We start from the raw sequence: 24,160 nt of genomic DNA, 5'->3' as shown, positions 1-24,160 counted from the left end.
ATCAACCCAAGCGAATGCGGGGGTCCACCACCGCATAAAGGACATCGACCAGGAGATTGACGAGGATGTAGATGGCGGCGATGACCAGGCTAACGCCCATGATGGCCCGCAGATCAAGCGCAACGGCACTGCGATAGGCGTATTCGCCTAAGCCAGGCCAGGAAAAGACCGACTCCACCAGAACGGCGCCGCCCAGCATGCGTCCGAACGCCATGCCGGACACAGTGATGATGGCAGCTAGTGCCGGGCGCAGAACGTGGCGCATCACCACAATGCGCTCGGGAAGGCCTTTAGCTCGAGCCGAGCGGACAAAGTCCTGCTGCAGGGCATCTATCACCGCAGCGCGGGTGAAGCGGGTGATAGCACCGAGGGTGTAAACCGCCAGCACCAGGGCAGGTAGTGCCAGATGGCTCAATGCCTGACCCAAGAGCTTCCAATTGGCGGTGAACAGGGCGTCGATGGTGTTGAGCCCGGTGATGCTGACAGACGAACTCGCCCCTGGAGGCAGGCGTCCAACTCCAGGCGACCAGCCGAGCTGGAAAAAGAACACGTACAAACAGACTAGGGAGAGCCAGAAGGTGGGCACGGAAACGCCTGCGAGGGAAATGATGCGGATGAGTTGGTCGGGCCAATGGTCGCGATGGACGGCGGCGAGGATCCCCAGCGAGATCCCGACCACCATGGCGATGGTCATCGCCACCACCGAGAGCTCGATGGTTGCGCTCATATATTTGGCAAGATCTTCCGCGACAGGGCGGCGGGTTTGGAGGGATTCTCCGAAATTGCCCTGCACGAGATTGCGCACATAGATGAGGTATTGCTCTGGCAGAGGCTTATCGAGGCCGAAGCGCTGGCGGAAGGCAGCCACGGTATCCGGATCGGCGGCAGCATGTTCGCCAAGGCTGGCGGCGACCGGATCACCGGGTACGACTTGGGTGAGGGTGAAGGAGACCAGAGTGACGCCAACGCAGAGCAGCACGCCAACGGCCAATCGCCTCACAACAAAGCGAATGAGGCTGGGCAATGCGTACCAGGCGCGTCTTATCGCGTTCTGTTGCTCCATAGGGCAACACCCCTCTCCTGATCCGATGGATCGATTATGTATGCAACCCTTGTACACTGCAAGGTGGGTGGGCCGCACTGTTAGCAAGGACGGCCCATCCCTCGAGGGTCAGTGCAAAAGCTGCAGATCGTCGCGAATAATGCGCCCGGACTGAATGACGCCCACAACCTTGTTTTCGTGTTGGGCAAAACATTCCAGCCCATCATAAGGGTTGGCGTCGACCACAAGGATATCGGCCAAGGCACCGGCGCTGAGTTCGCCAATCTGACCTTCCATGCGAACGATTCTGGCGTTGTTGACGGTGGCGTGACGGAGAGCTTCCGCCGGCCCGCACACCTTCTGGTGGATCAGGAGGCCATCCCCCTGGTAGGTCTTTGGCGACCAGCACAGATCGGTGCCGTAGCCGACATTAACGCCCTCAGCGAGTGCGACTTCGAGCGATTTCAGGCCACTGGCGAGCACTTCGGCGTTCTTCTCGGCATTTTCCGGCGCCCAGCCGAAACTCATGCCGTACTTGCCGTCTGCCTCATAGGTGATCAAGGTCGGCACGAGATGGGCGTCACGTTCCTTCATCACGCGTGCCGTGGCAGCGGTGAGGAAATTGCCGTGCTCAATGGTGCGCACGCCCGCTTCCACCGCGCGACGAATGCCAATATCGGCATAGACATGGGCCATGACATAGCGCCCGACGCGGTCGGCTTCCTCGGTGATAGTTTCGATCTCCTGCAGAGAATATTGCGGGTGGATCAGCTTATCCCCCGGGGAGCTGACACCACCGCCGGCCATGATCTTGATCTGGTCGACCCCTTGGCGGACATTCTCGCGCACGGCCCATCGCACCTGGTCAACGCCATCGGCAATGATGGCCGTACCGCCAAGCTGAGACGAACAAGAGCAGGTGTCGGCCCGGCCGCGATGGTCGCCATGACCGCCGGTTTGGGACAGGATCTTGCCGGCCACGAACATACGCGGCCCAGTCCAGATTCCCTTTTCGACCGCAGCCTTGTGGCCCTGGTCGGCACCGCCGGCATCGCGGATGGTTGTGAAGCCGCGCTTGAGGATGCCCTCGAGGTGCTCACCGGCGCGGGCCGACATCTCGGATGGCAGAATATGGCCGCCATCGTTGAACTGGCCGATGAACACATGGGCGTGGCAATCGATGAGGCCGGGCGAAAGATAGCGTCCGCCGACCGAGATGGTCCGCGTTCCGGCCGGCAACTCGGCTTCGGCCATGATGCCACTGATCTTGCCGCCCCTGATCAGTATGGCTTTGTCATCGATGATCTTGCCGCCGATCACGTCGACGATCTTGCCGCGGGTCAGCGCATAGTCCTGAGGCTCAGTCATTGTCTTCTCCCTTGGTGTTGGGCCCTGCTATCACAAGAACCCCTGTCGGCTGCGCCATGGCAGCGGCGGCTCAAGGACGGCAACGATAAGGCGAACGCAGAAACAAAGGCCCGAATGGCGGCACAGCATCCGCCTGGATTCCATATGTATACACATTACATTCTACGCTAACACGATCGTGCGTCCAGTCAACGATTGAGGGAGCTTTTTGCGCGTGCGCTCAGCCCCGCAAGCTCCTGCCTCAAACCGACCAAAAGCGGCTGCTCGAAGAAAGCGGCGCAACCGCTCTGTCGGCCCTAGTGTATACAAATCATATTGCAAATGCATTTGACTTGTGCCTTTTTCACGGCCAGGGTCATCGCATTGCTGGCCCTCCAGCTGGGCTTCACCTGAGGGGTATCGAACATGCCGAACAGCATCAAACTAGGCTTTACAAGTGCAGTCGCGTTGATCATGTCGATGGGAGTGGCCACGGCTGCGGACTGCACGCAGACCGTTCCGGATTCGGCGCTAGTCAAGTCCGGCACCCTGGTGATGTCCACCAACCCCACCCTGCCGCCGCTGCAGTTCATCAATTCGAGCGGCGAGCTCAAGGGAATGCGCGTCGAACTGGGCGAGGAAATCGCCAAGCGGCTGTGCCTGACGCCCGAATATGTGCGCATCGAGTTCTCCGCCATGATCCCGGGCCTGCAGGCCGGGCGTTGGGACATGATCAACACCGGCATCTTCGTGACGCCGGAGCGGGCGGCGATGATGAACATGATCGCCTATGAGCTGCAGGCCATCAGCGTTTCGGTGCCGGTCGGCGTCGAGGACGTCACCGAAGCCGATGACCTGGCGGGCAAGGTCGTAGGCGTCGAGATCGGCGGCTTTGAAGAAAACAAGACCAAGGAGCTGAGTGCCGACCTCGAGGCGCGCGGGCTCGAGCCCATGGAAATCCGCACCTTCGACAATTTTGCACTGGCCTATCAGGCGCTGCGTGCCGGGCAGGTAGAGGCGGTGGTGTCGATCGATGGCGTGGCCGAGGAATATGACGCCCGCGGCGACTTCCGCCGAGCCATCTCGGGCCTGTTCCCCACCCCAGTCGCGCTCGCCATGCAGAACCCCGAACTGGCCAAGGCCGTGGTTTCGGTGCTGGCGGAGATGAAGGCGGACGGCTCCTATGACGCCCTGTTCGAGCAATATGGCGTCGCTTCGGTGACGGAGGACTTCGTCATCGTCGCCGGCGAATAAGCAAGCAACCGCAAGGAGCTGACATGCAAGTCTGGAGCTGGACCGGCTTTTTCGAGTACCTGACCAATCCCTTTATTATCGGAGGGGCCATAACCACCTTGTGGCTGACACTGGCCGCAATCGTGGGTGGTCTGATCCTCGGCTTCATCCTCGCCATGATGAAGATCTCGAAGAACCCGCTCTTGTCGGCGCCAGCTTCAGCTTACATCTGGCTCTTTCGCGGCACCCCGCTGCTGGTGCAGCTCATCGTCATCTATACCGGCTTGCCGCAATTCGGTATCCGCCTCAGCGTGCTGGAATCGGCGCTGATCGGGCTGATCCTGAACGAGGCGGCCTACCTGGCCGAGATCGTGCGCGCTGGCGTTGGCGCCGTGCCGGCCGGCCAGGTCAATGCCGCCCGAGCGGTGGGCATGCGCGAGCCGCAGATCATGCGCTACATCATCATGCCCCAGGCACTGCGCATCATCATTCCCCCCCTCGGCAACTCGGTGAATGGACTGCTTAAGACCACCTCGGTCACCTCCGTGATCTCCATGGAAGAGCTGCTGCGCCGCACCCAGGTGCTGATCCAGGAAAAGTTCATGGTGCTCGAGCTCTTTGCCGTGGCCGCCATCTACTACCTGGTCCTGACCACGCTGTGGGACTTCGTGCAGCGCAGCATCGAGAAGCGCTACGCCAAGGCCTACCAGCAGGTCAGCACCAGCAAGAGTTCCAAATTGCCCAAGATCGGCGCGCCGGCCGAGCAGCGCTGAGCCCAATCCTTCAATACCACACTTTATTCTGCGGACTGGTTCGAGAACTATGCATAACACCTTCAGCGGTACCTTCACCGTGATGATCACGCCTTTTGACGGAGCAGGCAGGGTCGACCTTGCCGCCCTTGCCGAGTTCACCAACTGGCAGATCGAGCAGGGCATACATGGGCTGATCCCGCTGGGCTCAACGGGCGAGTTCCTGTCGCTCAGTGACGAGGAATTTGCCGATGTCGCCCGCACCGTGATCGATACCGCCGATGGGCGCGTGCCAGTTCTGGTGGGCACGGGGGCCGAAGATACCCGCCGGGCGCTGCATCTGAGCCAGTCCGCCGAAAAGCTGGGCGCTGACGGCGTGATGATTATCCCGCCATTCTATTCGACGCCCACCGACGACGAACTGGTGCGGCACTACGAGACCATCGCGGCCGGGATCAACATTCCGATCATGGTCTACAACAACCCCGCCACTGCCAATGTCGATCTCAAGCCCGAACTCGTGGCGCGGCTGGCCCACATCGATGGCTGCGACTACATCAAGGAATCGACCCTTGAAGTGACCCGCGTGCGCGACATCATCCGCCTGTGCGGTGACAAGATGACCGTCTTCGGCGGCATTTTGGGCTTTGAGTCCTTTGTGGAGGGTGCCCGCGGCTGGGTGGCCGTGGCCTCCAATGTAGCCCCCAAAGAAATGGCGCGGCTTTATGAGCTGGTGGCGGACGAAAAGGACATCGACGCTGCGCGCGACCTTTACCATGCCTGGGTGCCGCTGATCGATGCGGTGGGCGGGCAGCGCTATGTTGGGGCCACCAAGTCCCTGCTCAAGCATATGGGCTTTGACGCCGGCCATCCGCGTCCGCCACGCCTGCCCATTCCCGACGAGCTCGATCGCAAGATGGGCCAACTCGTGCGCGAACTGGGTTTGAGCTACGCCGCCGGGAGCGTCGAGCCATGAGCACCAGGGAGCGGTTGACCGAAATTCTCGGAGAGCTTGTGGCGGTGCCTACCGCCTATCCGCCGGGGGAAACCACGGCGCTCTGCGCCTTGCTGGTGCCGCGTTTCGAGGCGCTGGGCTATCGGGTGGCGGTGCACGCCGAAGTGCCCGGGCTCGACAATCTCGTCGCTACTATTGGCACGGCCGCGCCCCATCTCGTCTTCAACGCCCATGCCGATACGGTGGGGGTTGGCGAGGCTTCGAGCTGGCAGACCGATCCGTTTGCTCTGACTGCCAAGGGCGACCGGCTTTATGGCCTGGGCTCATCCAACTGCAAGGGCTCCATGGCGGTGCAGCTTTGGCTGGCCGAGGAGATCGCCCGGCGCGGCGGGCCCGCTAAGGGCTCGATCAGCTTCACCTTCGTGACCGACGAGGAAAGTCTTGGGCCGCACGGCATGCGGTTCCTGCGCGAAAGCGGCGCGGTGAAGCCCGATTACCTGTTCCTGGGCGCGCCGACCTCCAATGCCCTCATCACTTCGGAACGCGGGGTGATGTGGGTGGGCATCGAAACCTTCGGCAAGGCAGCCCATGCCGGGGCGCCTGAAACGGGCGACAACGCCATCGAGCGCATGCTGCGGCTGGCGGCGGTGCTGGAGCGCGAGCTGTTCCCCAGGATTGCGGCGCGTTCGGAAGGGGCGCTGCGCTCGACCTACAATGTGGGCAAGTTCCATGGCGGGCACAACACCAATGTCGTGCCCAGCCGGTGCCGGCTCGAGATCGACCGCCGCCTCGTACCGTCCGAAACCGTGAACGGCGCCTTTGCCGAGATCGTAGCGGCGCTGGAAAGAAGCGGCGAGCCGGAAGGCAGCTGGCAGGCCGAGCTGATGCGCGGCACCAACGGCTTCAGCTCGCCCCGCGATGGGGCAGTGGTGCAGGCCCTGTCGGCGGCGGTAACCGCAGTGACGGGAGCCGAACCGCGGTTTCTCGATGCGGTGGGCGCCAGCGATGGCCGCTGGTTTGCCGATGATGGGATCGAGATCATCAATTTTGGGCCCGGAGGCGGCTCGGAAGGGCATGCGGCCGACGAGTTCGTGCTGGCGAGCGAATTGGATGAAAGCGCCGCCATCCACCTCGATTTCATTGAACGCCTCCTGGGATATGCCGGCAGGTGAGTGGCGTGCCGCATCAGAACCGGACCGGCGGGCCGGGCGTTACCATCAGCTTTGATGGCCGCCCCCTCAAAGCGGTGGCAGGCGACACGGTGGCGGCTACGCTGCTGGCCCATGGCATCATGGCCCAGACCCGCAACCTCAAGTCGAGCACGGGCGCCGAGCAGCCGCGCGGCCTGTTTTGCGGCATGGGCGTGTGCCATGATTGCCTGGTGACCGTTGACGGGCGCAACAATGTCCGCTCCTGCATGACCAAGGTCGAACCTGGCATGATGGTGCAGCCCCAGGAGCCGCGGCCGGCACTGGGCGATGGCGAAGCCGATCTTGCCGAGTTGCCCCAGGGCGACCTGCCGGTGGAAGCGGTCGAGATCCTCGTGATCGGCGCAGGTCCCGGCGGGCTCGTGGCGGCAGCAGCGGCGCGCGAGACTGGCGCCTCGGTGCTGGTCGTCGATGAACGGCCGGCTCCCGGCGGGCAGTTCTACAAGCAGGCCGCCCATCTGGGCGCACATACCATGACGGGCGCCGATGCGCAGATGCGGTCGGGGGCCGAGCTGATCGGCAAGGTGCAGGGCGCCGGCATCGAGATCCGCAGCGGCGTTCTGATCTGGGGCGCCTTTCGCGACGGCGACAAGCTGCGCCTGGGCTATCTGCGCGACGGCAAGGCGGGCTATTTCACGCCCGGTATGATGATTATTGCGACCGGCGCCAGCGAGCAGCCCGGCGTGTTCCCCGGCTGGACGCTGCCGGGTGTGATGACCACCGGCGCTGCGCAAACCCTGCTGCGCAGCTATGGCGTGGCGGCGGGGCAGCGGGTGCTCGTGGCGGGCAATGGACCGCTCAACCTGCAGGTGGCGTTTGAACTGGCGCGCAGCGGCGTCCGCGTGGTTGCGGTGGCCGAAGCGGCACCCGCACCATGGCAACGCCCCGCTGCTGCGATGGCCATGGCGGCGGCGCAACCCAAGCTCACCCTTGCAGGCATGCGGCAGCTGGCGGCACTGAACCGCCTCGATACGCCCGTCTATTGGGAAACGCGGATCGTTCGGGTGGACGGCAACGGACGCGCCCGGGTGGCGGTGCTGGAAGACAAGGCGGGCAAGCAGCAGCGCTTCGATGTCGATGCGGTCTGCGTGGGGGAAGGTTTTGCCCCGGCCAATGAATTGCTGCGCTTGCTGGGTGCGAAACATGCCGCGCCTGCCAACAGTTTTGCCCGGCTCGAAGCCGTGCGCGACGATGCGGGTGCGACCTCCCTTGCGGATGTTTTCGTCGTGGGTGAGGCCGGAGGCTTTGGCGGCGCGCATATCGCCATGGCACAGGGCCGGCTGGCTGGCCTCGAAGCGGCAAGGCGGATGGGGCGCAACGTTGCTGACGACGCGGTGGCGCGGCGCCACCTGGCGCGGCATCGCAAGTTTCAGAACGCACTTTGGCAGGTCTTTGCCGCCGACGATCCGGGCCTTAGCCGGGCCGAAGACAACACCATTGTATGCCGCTGCGAGGCGGTGGAACTGGGCGAGATTAAAAACGCAATCATGAGCCGGGGGGCCGTCGACCTGGCCAGCATCAAGCGCCTGACCCGGGCCGGGATGGGCCGCTGCCAGGGCCGCTACTGCGGCTCGCGTATTGCGACCCTGATCGACCGGCCGCGCTCGGAAGCGCAGTTCAATGCCCCCCAGATCCCCTTGCGCCCAGTCCCGCTGGCTGCCCTGGCGGTGGAAAAGCCGGAATGGGGCGGCCATCGCCGCGCCATGCTGCCCCCGCTCGATGCCACGGAACGCCAGGACCGGCTCGATCGCCGGCAGGCGCAAGTGGTGGTGATCGGCGCGGGCATTGTGGGGCTTTCGACCGCAATGTTTTTGGCACGGGCCGGCCGCGAAGTGGCGGTGGTGGATCGCGGCTACCCCAATGCGCGCGCTTCAGGCGGCAATGCGGGGAGCCTGCATGCGCAGCTGCTGTCCTTTGACCACGGAGCCAAAACGGGCGGCAGCTCGCTGGCCGCCCAGACCCTTCCGCTCCAGCGCGATAGCATCGAGCTGTGGAAGGCGATCCAGAGCGAAACCGACCTCGATCTCGACATCAAGATCACTGGCGGGTTGATGGTCGCCGAGAACGAACGCGATCTCGGCTTCCTGGCGGAAAAAGCCCGGGTCGAGCGCTCCTTTGGGATCGACTGCGACATCATCGATGCCGCAACCCTGCGCAGCCTTGAGCCGGCACTCGATGAACTCTTTATCGGGGCGGCCTTCTGCCCGCAGGAAGGCAAGATCAATCCGCTGGTCGCGACCCAGGCCGTGCTGGATGCAGCGTTGAAGCTGGGCGTGCGGGTTTATTCCAATGCGGCGGTGACGGGGATCGACAAGGCCGGTGTCGGCTTTGCCGTACGCACGGTGCGCGGCACGATTCAGGCCGGACAGGTCGTCAATGCGGCGGGGGCCTTCGCTGGCGAAATCGGCCGCATTGCAGGGCTGCAGGTGCCGGTATTCGGTGCGCCCTTGCAGATGTGCGTCACCGAGCCGGTCAAGCCGCTGATCTCGCGGCTTGTGGCGCATGCCGACCGGCACCTGACGCTCAAGCAAACCAGCAATGGCAGTTTCCTCATCGGAGGCGGCTGGACTGCGGGACTCGACACCATCCACAAGCATCCCCGCCCGACGCGCGAAAGCATCGAGGGCAATCTTTGGGTGGCGCAACGCGTTGTTCCAGCACTGCGCAAGCTCAATGTGATCCGCACTTGGGCAGCGATGAATATCGATATCGATGGCGCGCCCATTCTCGGCGAGCACCCGGCGCTACCCGGCTTTTTCAATGCGGTGACCTCCAACGGCTATACGCTGGCCCCATTGGTAGGGCGCATCACCGCCGACCTCGTCACCACCGGTACTACCGACCGGGACGTCAGCCCGTTCGCGATTTCCCGTTTCCCCAGATAGTCAGGAGTTCAAGGCATGATTGTTCTGGACAAAGTCAGCAAATGGTATGGCGACTTCCAGGTCCTTACGGACTGCACCACAACGGTCCAAAAGGGCGAGGTCGTGGTCGTTTGCGGCCCCTCCGGCTCGGGCAAGTCCACGCTGATCAAATGCGTCAATGCGCTGGAAACCTTCCAGCAGGGCACCATCACTGTGGATGGCACCTCCGTGGGTGCCAAGACCACCGACCTGCCCAAGCTGCGCGCGCGCGTCGGCATGGTGTTCCAGAGCTTTGAGCTGTTTCCGCACCTGACGATCCTCGACAACCTGACCATCGCCCAGGCCAAGGTGCTGGGGCGCAAGCAGAACGAGGCTGCCGACAAGGCCAGGGAACTGCTGGCCCGCGTCGGCTTGAGCGCCCATGCCAACAAATATCCGCTGCAGCTTTCTGGTGGCCAGCAGCAGCGCGTGGCGATTGCCCGGGCGCTGGCCATGGACCCGATCGCCATGCTGTTCGACGAGCCGACTTCCGCGCTCGACCCCGAAATGGTGTCCGAAGTGCTTGACGTGATGACCGAGCTGGCGCGCGAAGGCATGACGATGATGTGCGTCACCCATGAAATGGGCTTTGCGCGCAAGGTCGCGGGCCGCGTGATCTTCATGGATCACGGCGAGATCGCCGATGACCGGCCCACCTCGGAATTTTTCGGCAATGTCCGCAGTCCGCGGGCCGACGCCTTTCTCAGCAAGATCCTGCAGCATTAGCGCAGGGCAGGAAGCACAAAGCATGAGCGAGAGCCTGAACAAGATCGATGCGGCAGTTGCCGCCGGCCGGGACACCATTGTCGACTTCCTGCGCCAGTTGCTGAGCCAGTCGCGCAATGGCGAGGAAGCGGTGCAGGCCTGGCTCGCAGCGCAAAGTGAGGCCTTGGGCTGCACGGTGACAACGCAGCGCTATCGCCCGGCCGATATTCCGATGGTGGCCGAATTTGCCGGAGAGCGGGCAATCGACACCGGCGAACGGGCAAGCGTGCTGGCCCATCTGCCTGGTTCGGGCGAGGGGCGCAGCGTCATCTTCTTCGCCCATCCTGACAGCGAACCCTTTGTCGAGCCGCATGGCTGGAGCCACGACCCCTTTGCCGGGGAAACCGAAAACGGCCGCCTTTATGGCTGGGGCCTGGCAGACGATCTGGCCGGAATTGCCGCCATGGTGCAGGCGGTGGCCGTGCTCAAGGCGGCCGGGCTCAAGCCGGCCGGAGATGTTTATCTGGCCAGCACACCCAGCAAGCGCCATGCGCGCGGGGTTTCCGCATTGCTCCATAGCGGGGTCAGCGCCGATGCGGCGGTGTATTTCCACCCCGCGGAATCCGGAGAAGGCTTGCGTGAAGTGAAAGCCTTTGCTTCGGGGCAGCTGGATTTTCGCATCGTGGTGGCCGGCCAGCCACCCCAAACCACCGAACCGCACCAGACCGGCTTCGCTCATCGCGGGGTCAACCCGATCGAAAAAGCCATGCTGATTTTCCGGGCCTTGAGTGACCTCGATGCCGAACGCGGCGAGCGCGTGCTGCATCCCTCGCTGCAGGCTGCGGTGGGTCGCTCCACCAATCTGATGCTGTCCCATATCGCGGCGGGCGAACCCGATCGGTTGTCGCGGATGGCCAGCAGCTGCACGCTGGGCGGAGCGGTTTCGCTGCCGCCGGGGGAAGCACTCGAAGATGTGCAGGCGCAGATCGAAGCGGTGGTGCGCCATGTAGTCGACGAAGACGATTGGCTGCGTCTCCATCCACCCCAGATCATCTGGGATGCTGGTGTTACCGGCGCTGAAGTGCCGGTGAGCCACCCGCTTTACCGCACGGTAGCCGAGGTGATCGAAGCTACGATCGGGGAAGCGCCCCATATCAATGTGATGCACACCTCGAGTGATATCCGCAATCCGATGGTGCAAAAGGGCATCCTAACTGTCGGACTGGGTTCGCTTGGCGGGGACCTGACGCAGAACCACAGCCATGACGAGTGGATCGATATCGACGATTATGTCCGCTGCGTTCAGGTGGCAGCCGGTATCATCGCGCGCTGGTGCGGCGTGCGGGAAACCGTCCAGCCCAGGGCGATGGCCACGAGCGTCTCGTGACGGCGGGCGCAAGCTTCGGGATCATCGGTTTCGGCCCTATCGCGCGGCGCATCGCCTGCCGGCTCCGCGATCAAGCGGGGGCGCCCGAACTCGTGGCCCTGTTGGTGCGCGAACGCAGCCGGGAGGCGGCCACGGAGGCGTTCGGCGCCGCGGTTGTGTGCACCGATCTGAGGGCGTTCATCGCGCGCCGACCGGTCGTGGCGGTTGAAAGTGCCTCGGCCACGGCGCTGGTGCAGCATGGCCCGGAATTGCTGAGGGCCGGTATCGATCTTATGCCGTTGTCGCTGGGTGCCTTTGCCGATCCGGCAAACGAACAAGCGTTGCGGGCGGCTGCCAAGGGCGGGCCGGGGCGACTGGAGATCCCGGCAGGCGCGTTGGGGTCGCTGGGTTTCATTGCGGCCGGACGTGAGTGCGGCCTGCGCGAAGTGGTGTTGCGGGTGAGCTATCCCGTGCAGCGCTGGGCGGGCATGGGGGCCGGGCGCTTCATCGATTTGGACGCGGTGCGCCAGCCCACCTCGTTTTTGCGCGGAACGGTGCGGGACGTCGTGAGCAGGTTCCCCGGGCATCTCAATGTGTCGGTAGCCGTGGCACTGGCGGGGTTGGGACTGGATCATACCGAGCTGGAGCTGGTTGCCGATCCCGGCATCACCCAGGCGGTGTTTGAGGTGACGAGCCTTGCCGATGCTGGCCCGGTGAGCCTGCGGATCGGGGGGCGCGATGCGCCCGTGGACGAGGATCCGATCGACTACACCACGTTCAGCGTGTTGCGTCTGCTGCGCCGGCGGCAGGCACGGGTGGCGATCTAGCGGGGAGGCGACAGATGGCGGGTGTGGTTCGCACGGTGTGCGGCGATGTGGATGCAGAGGCAATCGGGCGCATCGTTCTTCACGAACATCTGCTGTTCGATCTCGTTCGCCCCGGGCAGCGCAACGGCATCGGGAGCCCGCCCATTACCATGGCCAATCGCTGGCAGGTCGACTACCGCTCCAACGAAAACCCCCGCAATGCGCGCCAGCTTGATCCGGAGGTGGCGGCGGGGGAGCTGGCGGCGTTTGCGGCTGATGGCGGAGCGCTGCTGGTCGACCAGAGCACCTTCGGCATCGGCCGCAATCCGGAAGGGCAGCGGCGGGCGTCCGTGGCGGCGGGCGTGCATGTGGTTGCTGCTGCCGGCACCTATGTGGCCGATTACCTCGATGCCGAAACCCTGGTGCTCGACGTGGCGGCGCTGACCGAGCGCTTTGTTGCGGAAGTGGAAACCGGGCTTGATGGCACTGCGGTGTGCGCCGGCCTGATCGGAGAGATCGGCTGCTCCTGGCCCATTCACCCGTTCGAGCAACGGGCGCTGGTGGCCGCGGCTCAGGCGAGCCGCCGGACCGGGGCGACGATCAGCGTACATCCCGGCCGCCATGTGCAGGCGCCATTCGAGATCGTGCGGATTCTGGAGGCAGCGGGCGCGGATCTGTCGCGCTGCGTGATCTGCCACATGGATCGCACCTATCCCGACGGCGAAGGCGTGCGTGCGCTGCTGGAAACCGGCGTCTGCGTGGAATGGGACTTTTTTGGCATCGAGCAGTCCCATTACTGGATGGGCGAGGCGGAACTGCCTACCGACCTGGGTCGGCTGCACCTGATCAAGGCCCTGTTCGATGAGGGCTGGGGCGAGCGGATCGTAGTCAGCCACGACATCTGCACCTGCACCCGGATGACGCATCTGGGAGGGCACGGCTATGGGCACCTGCTGCGCAACGGTCCCACCCTCATGCGTCGGGCGGGCCTTACGCCAGATCGGGTCGAACAGCTGTTGCGGCACAATCCGCTGCGCTTGCTGACTCTGTCGCCTGGGTGATCAGATCGAGGCCTTGTAGAGCGAGCGCATATGGGCCTGCGCCTTTTGCCGAGCCAGCTTCGCTTCGCCGCTTTCGAGCGCCTCGATGATCTCGAGATGCTCGGTGGCATCGGGAATGAGACGATCGGCCAGATTGAGGGTCTCGTAAAGCCGGGTGACCATGCGCAGATGGCGGATCATTTCGGCCAGTACCGGATTGCCGGCATAGTCGCACACGAGGGAATGAACCTCGTCATCGGATTGCCAGTGGGCTTCGGGCAGGTACACGGGGGCGGCGAGCAGCGCATCGATGTTTTCACGCACGCGCTTGATGGCAGCGGGTGGGACCCGGCCGGCACTGAGGGCGGCGGCTTCCCCTTCCAGCACTTCGCGTACCTTGAGGCTTTGCAGATATTCGGCGAGCCCGACGGCGCGCACCACAAAGGAGCGGCCGTTCTTGACCACAAGGCCCTCGCCTTCCAGTTTCTGCAGCGCTTCGCGTAAGGGCGTACGAGATACCCCCAGCATTTCTGCCAACCGCGATTCCACGATGATGTCTCCACCGTGCAGCTTTTGCGATTTTATGAGCTCAGATACTGCCGCATGGACTCGGTCGGACAAAGCATCGTCACTGAGCTTTGGCGCCGCGGCTGTGATATTTTGCACGGTAGCAGTCTCCGATGGTCTGACGCATATCGCATACAGTTTGCACGCGATCAAGTGCAGGTACAAACTTTGAGCACAGTGAGTATTTTATCAGCTCAACGGTAAGCGGATCCTTGCTCAAGGGGATTGCACTTGGCCGCGTTTAGCCATCGGCGCCAGAAAGGTGTCTTGCTGCACATCGGTGTCACCTGGCCGGCCCGACCAGACGTAATTATTGGCCGCCTATAGGTGAACGGCAGGCCGTCAATCGACCATCTATCCTCCGGGAGCGCGATCTCGACTGCATCGCTGTACCCAGCGATGGGTCGGCCGATCGGCTGACATACATGCGATGGTCACTGCGGACCCCGCGGGCGAAGGGCGCTTCATATTGGCCGCCCCGGAACACCGTTTCGGGGGCCCAGACTTCACCGAGGCGTTCGCGATCGCTCCGTTTGCGTACTGGTTTGACTTCCGGGGGTGCGACGGGGTTCGGCCTGGTGCGCACCGGCAGGGTACGGCCCGCCCGCGACTCGCCCGAGAGGAAACCGTCTTCGGCCTGAATGACGCTTGTGTCGGCGTCATTAATGCCCAGGGGATATGAAAATACGGGTGCGGTAAGGCCTAGCACCATGACCGATGCAGTTAATGAATAGCTTGAGTGTCATTATAAGCTCCAACCGCCGGGAAGCAGGTTTGTTTGGACCAAACCTGAGCTGATCACGATGATAGCTGTACGCTGGCCGAACCGATTGCCTTTAACGCTGCAAGGATCCTGTGGACTGCGGCTGCTTCTGGGCAATCGCAGCTCCGCGGCAGACGTCTGCCATGGTGAAGGGTTTGGGATGCCGTTTGGCGTCACAAAGCCACCCATGCAGGAACCCGCGGTCCGCATGCGCTGCGCTATGGGGTTTTTGGTTTAGGCGAGGTCGAGTTCCCGCCGCGAACGGCGGTATATGGCGTTGATCGCCAGCCGGGTGGATGTTGTTCGGACTGCATTCGAGCATCAGCGACGAGGGTGTTGAAGAGGTTGGTGTGCATGACGATGGTCGCCGTGGCGCTTGGCACGAACCATCCCGTCGGCCAGTGATGTGGCGCGGCTGTTTGAACAAGCGGGTCATGCCGGGTCATTAACGGTCTCCCGGGTTGGTGGTCCCGCGGTTGGCGGAGCCCGCGGCTGGCACCATGCAGCGAAGGTCTCGATGATGACCATGGTGCCGCCGCAACAGGGACAAGGCGGGCGCTGGTTTGAGGCCTCGGCGACCGCTGGTTCTTCTGGTGCTGGTGCCACCTTAAGCAGTGCGCGGATCTGGGCGAGGCAGTCCTTGCGAGAGGAACTGGCGAGCAGGCCGTAGTGCCGGATGCGGTGGAACCCGCGCGGCAGAACGTGCAGCAGGAAGCGGCGGATGAACTCGTCGGCGGCCAGGGTCATGACCTGCTGCCGGTCGGTGCCGCTGCGGCGATAATCCTTGTAGCACAAGGTCACTTCGGCTCCGTCGAACCCGAGGAGACGGCTATTCGAGATCGCCACGCGATGGGTGTAGCGCGAGAGATAGGCGAGCACCGCCTCTGGCCCGGCAAAGGGCGGCTTGGCATAGACCACCCAGCGTTTCTTCCGGACTGGCGCGAGGTGACGAACGAAGGCGCGATGGGCGCTGAGCCCGGCCAGCTTGCCGAAGAACGCGAGCCGTCCGGCACCATGGAGTTCGAGCAGCCGGGTGAGGAACAATCGCCGGAATAGCGCGCCGAGCACCCGCACCGGCAGCAGGAAGGCCGGTCGCGAGGAGATCCACCGACCATCCGGGGCAATGCCGCCGCCGGGAACGATCATGTGGATGTGTGGATGGTGGGTCATGGCCGAACCCCAGGTGTGGAGCACGGCGGTGATGCCGATGCGGGCGCCCAGGTGTTTTGGGTCGGCCGCGATCGTCAGCATGGTCTCGGACGCCGCCCTGAACAGCAGGTCATAGATCAGCGCCTTGTTGTGGAAGGCGATGTCGGCGATCTCAGCTGGCAGCGTGAAGACGACATGGAAGTAACCGACCGGCAGAAGATTGGCCTTTTGCGCTTCGAGCCAGGCGCGGGCCGCGGCGCCCTGGCACCGGGGACAGTGGCGGTTGCGACAGGAGTTGTAGGCGATCCGCTGATGGCCGCAGTCAAAACAGGCTTCGACATGGCCGCCAAGCGCGGCGGTGCGGCAAGTCTCAATCGCCGACATGATCTTGAGCTGGTCCAGGCTCAGATGCCCGGCATGGGCCGAGCGATAGGCAGGACCAGCAACCCGGAAGATATCGGCGACCTCGATGGTGGCGCGCACTGGATCAGGCGGGTGGAGGCTTGTCCTCCATCAGGGCCATCAGCCGGTCGAGCGGGCTGGCGACCGCCTGGATCGTGCGGGTCGAGACCTTGGTGTAGAGCGCTGTTGTCTCGAGCTTGCTATGGCCGAGCAGCACCTGGATGACGCGGATATCGACATCCTGCTCCAGCAGGTGGGTGGCAAAGCTGTGCCGCAAGGTATGCGGGCTGACGCGTTTGCGGATGCCGGCGAGCTCGGTCGCCTCCTGCACCGCACGATGCAATTGCCGCGACGAGATCGGATCGATGCAGGAGCGCCCCGGGAACAGCCAGCCATGAGGCAGCATCACGCCCCGCCGCTTGCCCTCGCGCCACCATAATCGCAAAAGCTCCAGCAGCTGGGGCGAGAGCATGGCGTTGCGATCCTTGCGCCCTTTTCCCTGTTCTACCCGGATCAACATGCGGGCGCTGTCGATATCGTCGACTTGAGGTGGGCAACCTCGGACACGCGCAGCCCGGCGCCATAGGCAACCCCAAGCGCGGCCTTGTACTTGATACCTGGTGTCGCCTGGAGCAACCGGGCCGCTTCCTCGATGCTGAGCACGTCAGGCAGCTGGCGTTGATAGCGGGTGATCACCAAAGCCCGCGACAGATCCTGCCGCTTCAGCGTCACATCGAACAGGAAGCGCAACGCCGAGACCGCACCATTGATCGTGGAGGGGCTGACGCCGCTCTCATGCTGGTGCAGCTGGTAACGGCGGATATCATCGGGCGTGGCCACATCAGGGCTGTGCCCCAGAAAGACGGCAAAGCGCCGGACGTGACGCACATAATCGTGCTGCGTGTGGACGCCCAGACCGCGCATCAGCATGTCCTGCTGCATGCGTTGGCGAAGCGGCGTGGCGGGAGCGTCGGTCGATAAGATCGCCATGGAAAGTTCCTCTCGTTGAAAGAAACTCCAGGCTCAGATCGCAACCGCCTCCGCTCAAAGGCCCAAAATATCACCCGCTACGACCCGCGTGCACCCCTCCCGCGAAGCGGGTTCGTGCATGGGGTCGGTACCGGCCGGACCGCTGCGAGCCCCATTCCAGAAGTTCAGCGGAGGCGGTGAGTGAGTCCCCCTTCACGATTACCGTTCTCGATGACATCCCGCCCGCCGCTGCGAGCATCGTGCTCGACGAAAACTCCGACAGCGGCACCCCGAATGACGGGTTCAACAATGTCGCTGAGCCGGTATTTTTCCGGGAACGCAGAAGCCAACGCGAAGATCATCGTCTACTCAAATGGCCTGGAAATCGGCAGCGTAGACGCCAACGGCGCCGGAAACTGGTCTTTCGAGGCTGGGCAACTCCAGGAGGGCACGCACGAGATCACTGCAGCGGCCCGGGACGCGGCCGGCAACGAATTCGCGCTTTCCTCATCGACTTTCGTCACCATCGACACGTCAGCACCAACTGCGCCAACAATCACCTCGTCAACCCATGCCAGCAATCCCACCCCGGCAATTCGCGGAACGGTGGAGGATGGCGCTGGTATCAAGCTGACAATCGGTGGGGCAACCTACACGACCACGGCGGCCGACCGGGAATGGAGCATCGATCTGGCTACCGTCGCGCCGGAAAGCGGCACCCTGAGCCTCAATGTGAATGGTTCAAACTCCATCAGCGTTACGGCAACGGATGTGGCCGGCAATAGCTCCACCCCCGTCACTCAGACCTTCACCATCTATACCGCCAACCCCTTTGTGACTGAGGTCTCGGTTCCCGCTGACGGAACCTACAAGGTCAATGATGTCCTGCAGTTCACGGCTACTGTCGGCGAAAACATCACTGTAACGACAGCGCTGGTACGCCCAGCTTTGCCCTCCAGCTCCATACGGGGGGCACGATTTACGCGGAGTACGTATCGCGTTCTGGCGCCCAGGACCTGAATTTTTAGGCCGTTCTGGCCGCAGGTCTCCGGGACAGCAAAGGCATCACCGTTGCTGGGCTATTACTCAACGGCTCAACGGTTTCTTACGAGGCCGGCAACGCACTCGTTCTCACAGACCTTCAGCTTGTTTGGAGTTGGGGACAGAAGAGCAAGCCCTGCGCGCGGATGGCGCAAAGCTTGAGCCCCGTAGACGCTCGCGGACTGGTCCGGTTCGCTGTTGCTTATGGCGGAGAGTTTAGCAACCACTTCGAAAGAGCTGGCGATCAAGCCGGACCAGGGCCGCGGATCGCGAACTCGTCTTCTTCGATTGGGAGCACGCCGTACCGCTCAAATAGATCGTCGTAATAGCCATCCTCGCGCAACTCATTGAGCGCTTGGGCGACACTCTCGGCGAGGTCGCGATCCGCGAAGGCGAAGGTCGCAACTTGTGGGAACAGGCCCGATACTGCTCGGGTGAAGGTGCCTCGTTCTTGCCAGTACATGGCGGTAGCATCAATGGCGGTGGCTGCTTCCACCTGCCCCGCCCGAAGCGCTTGGAAGGCTTCCGAAAAATTGTTGAAGGTGCGGATGGTGATCCCCTCAAGTCCTTCTGCGATCAGCATTTGGTTGACTTCGCGGGTGCGGGTCTCCTCAATCCCGCCGAGTTCAACTCCGACCGAAAGCCCGGCTAGATCCTGCCAGGTTGAGATCCCGAGCGGATTGCCGCGCGGTGCCATGAAGCTGACAGCAGCCAGCTCGTAAGGAACCATATACATCAGCTCTGACCGCTCCTCGGTCCAATATATGCCGGTGTTGATCATGTCCCACCGGCGCGCGGCCAAGCCGGGGACCATGGCAGCAAATTCGATCCTTACGTATTCGGGCGTTAACCCAAGCTTTTCAGCAATCGCATTGCCGAGCTCCACGCGCATGCCCTGCAACTGGCCCTGTTCATCAACGAACTGTAGCGGCGGCAAGGTGGGGTTGATTGACATAGTCAGCTTCCCCGCTGAGATCGTCTTGGGGGTGGTGACAGGCTGGGCCAGGCTCCCTTGATTGCTCATCATCAGCGCAGTCGCCAGACCTGTGATGCCGGCGAGCAGTCTGCGGCGGGTAGTTGCAGTGATCATGATTTTAGTTCCCTTCACACCTTTCATCAGGATCCCTGCAAAGATTGTGCCAAATTTAACGGGATAGATATGAAGCGCTACACCGCTTCGTTTCTGCTAGCAGCCAAAGATATGTTTGCACATCTATTACGCTGACTGCATGTACGTTAGTCGACACCAATACTTCAGGGCGGGAAGTCCGCGCCTAAAGCCTTTCGATCTTGAGCGTTCAAGGCCGACTTGGCCATGCGGGAGAGTCGTTTCTATCAATGAGGGACAGATGCCAGCCCGCCTAACAACTTGGGTCGCGCACGGGCGTTCGCCTTGACCTATCCCGTTTGCGCAAGCGCGCGGATCGTATGTTGCGCGAACATTGAACAGTTAGAAGCCTGCCCAATGCTGTCACGTGCGGTTGGGCAATAATTGCGCGCGTCGCGTCGCTCAAAATACCAGATTAAGATGCTAAAGGCTGCCGTTCGGATCAGACCTCCGTCTGACCGCTATCCCCGCAGGAATACGCCCCATCTCAGCCGTGTGGGATGCGTTTATTCGTTCTTAAAAGTGGTCGTTCCGGAACCGCGTCGCCCTCAAGATCACCGTCATGGATTTGGGTCCACCCCCTATGCAATAGCTTCTCGTCCGCACCGAATTCAGGCATCCTGGTTGTGGGGGGGACTATGGCCGAACAGACCAAACAGGGCGAGGAGTGGAGCGATAACGAACTCGACGCCATCATTGCCGACTATTTCGCTATGCTGGGTCACGAACTTGCGCAACGACCATATGTGAAGGCCCATCATCGAGCGACCCTAATGCAGCTCACCGGCCGCTCGGCAGCATCGGTTGAGTTCAAGCATCGGAACATATCTGCCGTGCTGCAGGAGTTAGGGCTTCCTTTGGATTTGGGGTTACAAGCCGGCACCCAACTATCAAGAGGCACTTTTCTCTGCGACCGACCGTTATCTGACGGGCAATCGCGAAATGGTAGAGCAGCAACCTACAGGGCCCCCCATCCCAGGAGCACCGCCCGAGCATGTCTTCACTGAAATGCCGGTGAGTGCTTCGCGTGCGTATCGACCGGCACTCGAGCGGCTGGTGAGCAAGTTCGATCCAGTGGAGCGCGATTTCCGCAACCGCCAGCTTGGTAGGGCAGGCGAGGAATTCGTTGTTGGTGTCGAACGTCTGCGGTTGATTGCTGAGGATCGGAAGGACCTCGCCAACAAAATTCGATGGGTGGCGATGGAGGATGGTGATGGTGCCGGTTTCGACATCCTGTCATTTGACCATACTGGGCAAGAGCGCCTTATCGAGGTGAAGACCACGAACGGTGCGGCCCAGACACCATTCTTTATCACGCGAAATGAACTGGCCGTGGCGCAGGAGCGCTCCACCCATTGGCAGCTCTATCGAGTCCATCTGTTCGCGCAAACACCCAAAATATTCACCGTCAAGGCACCTTTAGAATCCGCATTGCGACTCGACCCTCAAACGTGGCGCGCGACACCAGCGGCAACCAGCCAATGAAAACGAGATCCGTGGTGGAGTACGCCAGTTTCTCACTATCTTCGAACTTGACCTTTCGTTCCCAGGCGCATGATGTCGGGGTCGACAAGCCTCTGAGGTGTCGCCTCGATTATTGGGTCCGTGACATTGTCTGAGCTGTTTGAGCGCCCACTCTGGGGTTTTCTGGTCAACCCATTCGGCTTGACCTTCCGCTCGATAGCCGTCGACGGAAATCTCCTGCACTTGGTCCGAAATCGAAGCGTGTCGTCAGTGCCACTTGACGAAGTTTCCGCCGCGCCGATGGTTCGAAAGGGACTGCTCGGCACAACGCTCATCATTCCCATCGCCGGACCAGCAAGTCTCTCTCTTCGCGGCGCGTCTTTCCGCGACGCCCGAAGGTTCGCCGACCAGCTCGAAAGCAGCTGGGTGGAGTTCAATCTATCCGCTCTGGAACGACAGGGGCCCCTGGTTGACCGTTTGTGGGAGCAGGTCGACGAGATGATGCGTCGTCCTTCGCGTTACCCCGCCGCCTGTGCGGCCACGGCTTTGCTTACTGACGTTCGGGCCTTAGATGCCTCGCTGCTTTCCAAGCTTCAGCCGAGGGCCATAGGTGCTGACGCGACGGCACGCATTGCGCCGCTCAGACAGTTCGCGGAGGCCCCCGGTCCGATGCGGACCTCTGCCACGGAGGCGTTCGTCTCCGCCGAGCTCGAGCGGTACAAGGACTTCTTCGATACCGTCGAGAGCAAGCCGCTAAGCCCCGAACAGAGGCTTTCCGTGGTGGTGGACGAAGATGCGACGTTGGTGCTCGCCGGCGCCGGTTCTGGGAAGACCAGTGTCATTACCGCCAAGGCAGCTTATCTTGTGAAGGCGGGGATCTGCCGCCCAGAGGACATCCTGCTCCTCGCGTTCGCTAAGAATGCTGCAGATGAAATGTCGGAACGCGTGAAAAAGCGTTCCGGTGTACCCATCTTGGCCCGAACCTTCCACGGACTGGCCTACGGCATTATCGGTCAGGTCGAGGGCTCTAAGCCTGCACTTGCGCCACATGCGACCGACGACTTTGCGTTCTCGCAACTGATCAAACAGATCATCAACGACCTCGTTGGTGAAAATTCCGAGGTTTCTCGGGCGATCATTCGATGGTTCGCGCACTTCTTGGTCGAGGCAAAATCGGAGTGGGACTTCAAGACCAAGCATGAGTTCTACTGTCATTTGGAGAAGCAGGACCTCCGCACTTTGCAGGGTGAGAAGGTTAAAAGTCATGAAGAGCTGCAGATCGCCAACTGGCTGTATGAGAATGGCATTGGGTACGAGTACGAGCCGGATTACGAACATGCCATCGCCGACACCGGCAAGCGGAATTACTGCCCCGACTTCCGCTTGACCGAGAGCGGGATCTACATCGAGCACTTCGGTGTTCGGCGAGAGCGCAATAACGACGGCACTGAGCGGCTTGTCACCGCGCCTTTCGTTAAACGCGAGGCATATCTTGCCGGGATGGAGTGGAAGCGGAAGGTCCATGCTGAGCATGGCACGACGTTGATCGAGACTTATAGCTATGAGCGACAGGAAGGGCGCTTGCTGTCCGCGTTAGCGGCCAAGCTGGCGCCGCACGTGGTCCTTAGACCCCTCTCTGCTAACTCTGTGTTTGACCGCATCGTGGAGATGCACCACCAGATGGACAGCTTTTCGCAATTACTCGGCACGTTCCTCCGCAAATTCAAGGGCGGCGGGTACAGCCTGCTAGACTGCAGCACCAAAGCACGTAGCTTGAAAATAGGCGAACGAGCGCATGCGTTCCTCGCAGTTTTTGAGCCGGTCTTAGTCGAGTATCAGGCACGGCTGAGCGGCCGGATCGACTTCGAAGACATGGTCCTGCGTGCTGCCCAATACGTAGAGACCGGTCGCTATATTAGTCAGTTTAGCCGCATCTTAGTCGACGAGTTCCAAGACATATCTCAGGGTCGCGCGCGCCTGGTGAAGGCGCTCAAAGCGCAAAATCCGGGCACACGGATCTTCGCCGTAGGGGACGACTGGCAGTCCATCTTCAGGTTCGCGGGCTCCGATATTCATCTCATGCGCCATTTCGGTGAGGAGTTCGGCGGGCGTTTCGATGAAGAGATCGCTGTTCACCGGATTGTAGATCTTGGCCGCACTTTTCGGTCGATCGACCAAATTGCCTATGCGGCGAAGGACTTCATCCTGCGCAATCCTGCACAACTGCCTAAACGCATCGTTCCCGCGGGTACTGCAACCGAGCCCGCAATCGGCATCGTGTCCACCTCCCCGAACGACAAGCAAGAAAAGCTCGTGGAGATCTTGGCCGGCATCTCGACAAAGGCGGGCGGAGAGCCCGCATCAGTGCTGCTTCTGGCCCGCTATCGTTTTGTTGAGCCAGAAATGCCCCCGTTGAGGCGTCGCTTTCCCGGCCTGCGCATAAGCTTCAAAACCATCCACGGATCCAAAGGCCTTGAGGCGGACCATGTCGTCCTTCTGAACGCCGATAGCGGACGGATGGGTTTTCCCTCCGAGATTGTGGACGATCCGCTGCTGACACTGGTTTCGCCGGAACAGGAGGTGTTCGAGAACGCCGAAGAAAGGCGAGTGATGTACGTCGCGATGACGAGGGCGCGTCAGAGCCTGACAATTATGGCGTCAAAAGCTCGACCATCGTCCTTCGCAAATGAGATCAAAGAAGGTCAAAGGCACATCCTTGCTCAAGCAGGACAACTCGATCCACCAGTACACGAATGCGGGGAATGCGGCGGACGCTTGATGGACGTCCGCGGCAAGGACGGTCGTGTTTGGTATCGCTGCGAACACGAAGGACTTTGCGACAACTTTTTGCCTGCCTGCTCCGTTTGCGGCACGGGTCTGCCACGCCGCTTATCAGGCTCACCTGAGGTAAAATGCAAATGCGGGGCCGTGTTTCAAGACTGTCCTGCCCCGGGCTGCAATGATGGCTGGCTGGTGCCGCGGTCGGGGCGCTTCGGCGACTTTTTGGGCTGCGTGAGATTTCCGGTCTGCTCCGGAAGCGCGCGGCCGCCGTCCGAGAAATTTCGAGGGCAGCCAAAACCCCGATCAGGCGCAACGAGCGGTCCTGTTCCTGGATAGATTCTGGTCGGATTAGCGCCCCATTTCGGCCGTTAAACAGGCTCACGCGAGTTCCTAAAAGCCGCCGTTTTGGTTCGGCGTCCCCAACGGCTCAATCGGGGTGGGAAGGAGACTGGCGGCTTTGAAAACGCTTACGACTGCTTCGCGTCAGAAGGGGGAGATTGACAGGGCACGGTCTCAACCGACTCGTTTCTAGTACCGGAAGATCTGGTATCCTCCTTGC

The 24,160-nt window shown here is 62.0% G+C and carries 18 protein-coding genes and 1 pseudogene; 12 read left to right on the top strand and 7 right to left on the bottom strand.

Features of this window, described 5'->3' with window-relative positions; genetic code table 11:
- Position 1 precedes the first annotated feature (1 nt).
- Both ELX51_RS18135 and ELX51_RS18130 read right to left on the bottom strand, forming a co-directional pair.
- Positions 2 to 1,063 carry an ABC transporter permease gene (locus ELX51_RS18135; protein ID WP_127754812.1) on the bottom strand — a complete coding sequence of 354 codons (1,062 nt, stop codon included), beginning with the start codon at positions 1,061 to 1,063 and terminating at the stop codon, positions 2 to 4.
- A 108-nt stretch (positions 1,064 to 1,171) separates the two neighbouring features.
- A complete protein-coding gene (locus tag ELX51_RS18130; protein ID WP_127754811.1) occupies positions 1,172 to 2,410 on the bottom strand; it encodes an amidohydrolase family protein in 1,239 nt (412 codons plus the stop codon).
- Between the two features lie 453 nt (positions 2,411 to 2,863).
- On the opposite strand from ELX51_RS18130, the gene ELX51_RS18125 reads away from it, so the two are divergent.
- From ELX51_RS18125 to ELX51_RS18085, 9 genes are read left to right on the top strand one after another with little or no spacing between them, the layout of a single operon-like run.
- Positions 2,864 to 3,643: an ABC transporter substrate-binding protein gene (locus ELX51_RS18125; RefSeq protein WP_248305369.1), complete on the top strand. Its 780-nt coding sequence runs from the start codon at positions 2,864 to 2,866 to the stop codon at positions 3,641 to 3,643.
- A 23-nt stretch (positions 3,644 to 3,666) separates the two neighbouring features.
- Positions 3,667 to 4,395, top strand: a complete 729-nt coding sequence (locus ELX51_RS18120; protein WP_127754809.1) for an amino acid ABC transporter permease — start codon at positions 3,667 to 3,669, stop codon at positions 4,393 to 4,395.
- Positions 4,396 to 4,444: 49 nt separating this feature from the next.
- Positions 4,445 to 5,350 (top strand): 4-hydroxy-tetrahydrodipicolinate synthase, encoded by a 906-nt coding sequence (dapA, locus tag ELX51_RS18115; RefSeq protein WP_127754808.1) that lies wholly within the window; start codon positions 4,445 to 4,447, stop codon positions 5,348 to 5,350.
- Positions 5,347 to 6,501, top strand: a complete 1,155-nt coding sequence (locus tag ELX51_RS18110) for an ArgE/DapE family deacylase (protein WP_127754807.1) — start codon at positions 5,347 to 5,349, stop codon at positions 6,499 to 6,501. Before dapA ends, ELX51_RS18110 begins: the two co-directional genes overlap by 4 nt.
- Before the next feature lie 5 nt (positions 6,502 to 6,506).
- Positions 6,507 to 9,422: an FAD-dependent oxidoreductase gene (locus ELX51_RS18105; protein WP_248305181.1), complete on the top strand. Its 2,916-nt coding sequence runs from the start codon at positions 6,507 to 6,509 to the stop codon at positions 9,420 to 9,422.
- Between the two features lie 15 nt (positions 9,423 to 9,437).
- Positions 9,438 to 10,166: an amino acid ABC transporter ATP-binding protein gene (locus ELX51_RS18100; RefSeq protein ID WP_127754805.1), complete on the top strand. Its 729-nt coding sequence runs from the start codon at positions 9,438 to 9,440 to the stop codon at positions 10,164 to 10,166.
- A gap of 22 nt (positions 10,167 to 10,188) precedes the next feature.
- On the top strand, positions 10,189 to 11,532 hold the full coding sequence (locus ELX51_RS18095; RefSeq protein WP_164854916.1) for a M20/M25/M40 family metallo-hydrolase: 1,344 nt from the start codon (positions 10,189 to 10,191) through the stop codon (positions 11,530 to 11,532).
- On the top strand, positions 11,529 to 12,338 hold the full coding sequence (locus ELX51_RS18090) for an aspartate dehydrogenase domain-containing protein (protein ID WP_164854915.1): 810 nt from the start codon (positions 11,529 to 11,531) through the stop codon (positions 12,336 to 12,338). The genes ELX51_RS18095 and ELX51_RS18090 overlap by 4 nt, the downstream gene beginning before the upstream one ends.
- Before the next feature lie 14 nt (positions 12,339 to 12,352).
- Complete coding sequence (locus tag ELX51_RS18085) at positions 12,353 to 13,378, top strand: aryldialkylphosphatase (protein WP_127754802.1); 1,026 nt, start codon at positions 12,353 to 12,355, stop codon at positions 13,376 to 13,378.
- Here ELX51_RS18085 and ELX51_RS18080 read toward each other — a convergent pair whose 3' ends face one another.
- The 3 genes and pseudogenes from ELX51_RS18080 to ELX51_RS18070 all read right to left on the bottom strand — a co-directional run bounded on the left by ELX51_RS18080 (position 13,379) and on the right by ELX51_RS18070 (position 17,228).
- Positions 13,379 to 14,023, bottom strand: a complete 645-nt coding sequence (locus ELX51_RS18080; RefSeq protein ID WP_248305180.1) for a GntR family transcriptional regulator — start codon at positions 14,021 to 14,023, stop codon at positions 13,379 to 13,381. It abuts the gene before it with no gap.
- A gap of 1,096 nt (positions 14,024 to 15,119) precedes the next feature.
- Complete coding sequence (locus tag ELX51_RS18075) at positions 15,120 to 16,319, bottom strand: IS91 family transposase (protein ID WP_127754801.1); 1,200 nt, start codon at positions 16,317 to 16,319, stop codon at positions 15,120 to 15,122.
- A 4-nt stretch (positions 16,320 to 16,323) separates the two neighbouring features.
- Positions 16,324 to 17,228: pseudogene (locus ELX51_RS18070) on the bottom strand (site-specific integrase).
- A gap of 288 nt (positions 17,229 to 17,516) precedes the next feature.
- On the opposite strand from ELX51_RS18070, the gene ELX51_RS18065 reads away from it, so the two are divergent.
- Entirely contained in the window at positions 17,517 to 18,227 is a 711-nt protein-coding gene (locus ELX51_RS18065; protein ID WP_164854914.1) for an Ig-like domain-containing protein, read from the top strand.
- Between the two features lie 265 nt (positions 18,228 to 18,492).
- On the opposite strand, the gene ELX51_RS18060 is transcribed toward ELX51_RS18065, so the two are convergent.
- Positions 18,493 to 19,365: an ABC transporter substrate-binding protein gene (locus ELX51_RS18060; protein WP_248305179.1), complete on the bottom strand. Its 873-nt coding sequence runs from the start codon at positions 19,363 to 19,365 to the stop codon at positions 18,493 to 18,495.
- Positions 19,366 to 19,967: 602 nt separating this feature from the next.
- A complete protein-coding gene (locus tag ELX51_RS20195) occupies positions 19,968 to 20,117 on the bottom strand; it encodes a hypothetical protein (protein WP_206524662.1) in 150 nt (49 codons plus the stop codon).
- A gap of 295 nt (positions 20,118 to 20,412) precedes the next feature.
- Between ELX51_RS20195 and ELX51_RS20190 the strand changes: the two genes are divergently transcribed.
- Together ELX51_RS20190 and ELX51_RS18050 are read left to right on the top strand one after the other, a co-directional pair.
- Positions 20,413 to 20,841 (top strand): DUF3883 domain-containing protein, encoded by a 429-nt coding sequence (locus ELX51_RS20190; protein ID WP_206524661.1) that lies wholly within the window; start codon positions 20,413 to 20,415, stop codon positions 20,839 to 20,841.
- Positions 20,842 to 20,967: 126 nt separating this feature from the next.
- Positions 20,968 to 23,937: a UvrD-helicase domain-containing protein gene (locus ELX51_RS18050; RefSeq protein ID WP_206524660.1), complete on the top strand. Its 2,970-nt coding sequence runs from the start codon at positions 20,968 to 20,970 to the stop codon at positions 23,935 to 23,937.
- Positions 23,938 to 24,160 lie beyond the last annotated feature (223 nt).

Source organism: Devosia sp. 1566 (assembly GCF_004005995.1).
Lineage (GTDB): Bacteria > Pseudomonadota > Alphaproteobacteria > Rhizobiales > Devosiaceae > Devosia.
The sequence above is the reverse complement of the archived record's forward strand: the minus strand, read 5'-3'. Positions and strand labels throughout refer to the sequence as shown.

Bases quoted from the DNA above. Each gene is read 5' to 3' on its own strand.
- ELX51_RS18125 (WP_248305369.1), top strand. From the start codon at position 2,864: ATGTCGATGGGAGTGGCCACGGCTGCGGACTGCACGCAGACCGTTCCG.
- ELX51_RS18100 (WP_127754805.1), top strand. From the start codon at position 9,438: ATGATTGTTCTGGACAAAGTCAGCAAATGGTATGGCGACTTCCAGGTC.
- ELX51_RS20195 (WP_206524662.1), bottom strand. From the start codon at position 20,117: ATGATGGGCCTTCACATATGGTCGTTGCGCAAGTTCGTGACCCAGCAT.
- ELX51_RS18060 (WP_248305179.1), bottom strand. From the start codon at position 19,365: ATGAAAGGTGTGAAGGGAACTAAAATCATGATCACTGCAACTACCCGC.
- ELX51_RS18085 (WP_127754802.1), top strand. From the start codon at position 12,353: ATGGCGGGTGTGGTTCGCACGGTGTGCGGCGATGTGGATGCAGAGGCA.
- ELX51_RS18130 (WP_127754811.1), bottom strand. From the start codon at position 2,410: ATGACTGAGCCTCAGGACTATGCGCTGACCCGCGGCAAGATCGTCGAC.
- ELX51_RS18110 (WP_127754807.1), top strand. From the start codon at position 5,347: ATGAGCACCAGGGAGCGGTTGACCGAAATTCTCGGAGAGCTTGTGGCG.
- ELX51_RS18065 (WP_164854914.1), top strand. From the start codon at position 17,517: ATGTCGCTGAGCCGGTATTTTTCCGGGAACGCAGAAGCCAACGCGAAG.
- ELX51_RS18135 (WP_127754812.1), bottom strand. From the start codon at position 1,063: ATGGAGCAACAGAACGCGATAAGACGCGCCTGGTACGCATTGCCCAGC.
- ELX51_RS18120 (WP_127754809.1), top strand. From the start codon at position 3,667: ATGCAAGTCTGGAGCTGGACCGGCTTTTTCGAGTACCTGACCAATCCC.
- dapA (WP_127754808.1), top strand. From the start codon at position 4,445: ATGCATAACACCTTCAGCGGTACCTTCACCGTGATGATCACGCCTTTT.
- ELX51_RS18095 (WP_164854916.1), top strand. From the start codon at position 10,189: ATGAGCGAGAGCCTGAACAAGATCGATGCGGCAGTTGCCGCCGGCCGG.